The following is a 1,947-nucleotide window of genomic DNA, read 5'->3' as shown; positions in this document are numbered from 1 at the left end:
GACGACGACGAGTGGCGGCGCGAGGAGCTTAACCGGCTGCGCGAGACCATCCGCGAATCGGACATCGCAATGGCCGCGTTGGAGACAGTACAGCGCGAATACGCGATGCCCGCGGATCGCTTTTGGCAGTTCCACGAGCGGCCCGACCCGCAGGAGACCAAGTCGCGCGCGCGCCGCAAAGCGTTGCAGGGGAGCTGCAACATGCTATTGATTCAGGTCAAGAAACGCTTCGGAGCGGCGATCGCCGCCGACAGCCGACCGCTCATGGAGCGGATCGACGAATTCGATCGGCTGCTGACGCTCGCAGACGCGGTGATCGACAGCCCCGACAGCGAGGCTTGGCTGGCCGCGTTGGGAGAATCGGTGGGGCGAAGTCTGCCCGAGACAGACGACCGAACGCCCGACCTCAACAAGCGCGACTGAACGATGTGCAATCGTTCACGGCGGGCTGGAAAGCGGCCGCCCGGGAGGGCATCAGCGCGTCCAACTGGACTGGTCACGGGGGAGTTGCCCGGCGGGGTCGTTGACGGTGACCGAGTTGCCATCCTTGAGCCGGTCTGAATACACCACGACGTTGGCTCAGCCCTCGCGCGCCTGGCTCGGAAAGAGGATGCCGGTGTAGCCATGGGCCAGCACCATATCGGCGAGAACCCACGTTGGGGGTTCGATATGCAGCGCGAACTTCAGGTGGCGCCAGTCCTCACGCCAGTCGTGCCATAGCTCGTCCCAGGGCGCCCCGTGGTGGAGTTGGCGCAGGTCGACCAGGTCTCGTAGCGCCACGGTGTACGAGCACATCGTGCAGGGTGGAAGGAAGGGTGAGGTCTGCTGGTACTCGCGCAAGGCGGTCACCTCATCCAACGATAGGTACAGCGCCTCGACGCCTTCTCGGTTGAAGCGCCCCCCTCGGGTTGCCGCGCCTGCGCCGCTGGTGGGCCGGCTGGCCCACTGTGGGGTATGCGCCCGGAATAACGTGGTTCCGGGGGGTAGATCGAAGAGGATCAACCGACGAACCCGGTGCTGATTGACTCAAGGTAGCCGATCGCATCCTCGGTCCGGCCTTCCTGTACCAGTTGCAATAGGGACTTGTGACGGAACGCAGGAATGGGTTCGTTCTTGACCAGGAAGATGGCGCGTTGTGGGTCCGGCTGTACCGCCGTGGCGGCCGACAACACGCGCATCAGGTCACGCAGTGCGGATTGCAGTCTTGGCGATTCCGGGTGGGTGCGCAGGGTGTTGCGATGAACCCCCGCCAGCTCGGCCAGATCCTGCTGCTGCAGGCCAAGGATGTCGGCGACGCCCGGTGCAGAGAACCGCGACGTCCCGGGTTCCCGCGTCGATTCGAGTACATCTGCGAAGATGGCGGCCATGGCGTTGCACCTGAGGTGGCATTTCGTAAATGCACATTCTACGCACGGTACAGGCACAGATCAAGTCCCAGACCGTCCCGCGGCCTGTCGCGACGGGTAAGTCGCCTGCTGAACGATGCCGATCGGCGTCCATTCCAAGCAACCATCGACACCGCCTCCCCCGACTCCTCGGTCGCGACCAGCGCCCGACCGCGCGACAACGCAGTGCGCACCAGGCGCTGCCGGGTGGGGTCGGGAACGGCGAGCAGAATGCGTGGTTTCGGGGTCGACATCATTTCAACTTGAGCGACGTGCCCTTGTTGATGATCAGCTCAATCCCCCGTCCCGCATCGACTTCGAGGACCGGGAAGGTGTTTTCGGCCATCTTCATGTAATAGTCGGCCAACTTGTCCATCGCCCCGCCGACCCCACCGGCAAAGCCGGCCTCGGCCGCCTGGGGGGTGAACATGGACTGGAACTGGACCTGACCGCTGGTCGCGGCGTTGCTGAATGACGTCGCCGGAACCTGGGTGAACACCTTGGAGAACGCGGTCAGGAAGCCGGCCTGCAACGCCTTGGCGAGCAGGGCGCCCTGCTTGCT

At 64.5% G+C, this 1,947-nt stretch carries 3 protein-coding genes and 1 pseudogene; 1 reads left to right on the top strand and 3 read right to left on the bottom strand.

The window, feature by feature from the left end; all coding sequences use genetic code 11:
• A pseudogene (locus QZY44_RS18825) lies at nt 1-423 on the top strand (hypothetical protein); the annotation flags it as partial.
• Nucleotides 424-579: 156 nt separating this feature from the next.
• Here the strand turns inward: QZY44_RS18825 and QZY44_RS18820 are convergent.
• The 3 genes from QZY44_RS18820 to QZY44_RS18810 form a co-directional block, all read right to left on the bottom strand.
• Nucleotides 580-1,002: an RES family NAD+ phosphorylase gene (locus QZY44_RS18820; protein ID WP_295449747.1), complete on the bottom strand. Its 423-nt coding sequence runs from the start codon at nt 1,000-1,002 to the stop codon at nt 580-582.
• Entirely contained in the window at nt 999-1,367 is a 369-nt protein-coding gene (locus QZY44_RS18815) for a DNA-binding protein (protein ID WP_295390927.1), read from the bottom strand. The genes QZY44_RS18820 and QZY44_RS18815 overlap by 4 nt, the downstream gene beginning before the upstream one ends.
• A 271-nt stretch (nt 1,368-1,638) precedes the next feature.
• On the bottom strand, nt 1,639-1,947 hold a 309-nt coding region (locus QZY44_RS18810), incomplete at its 5' end, for a TrbI/VirB10 family protein (RefSeq protein WP_295449745.1).

Source organism: uncultured Thiodictyon sp., from assembly GCA_903837595.1.
Taxonomy (GTDB): Bacteria; Pseudomonadota; Gammaproteobacteria; order Chromatiales; family Chromatiaceae; genus Thiodictyon.
Note: the sequence above shows the minus strand (reverse complement) of the source record. Positions and strands in the feature narration are given on the sequence as shown.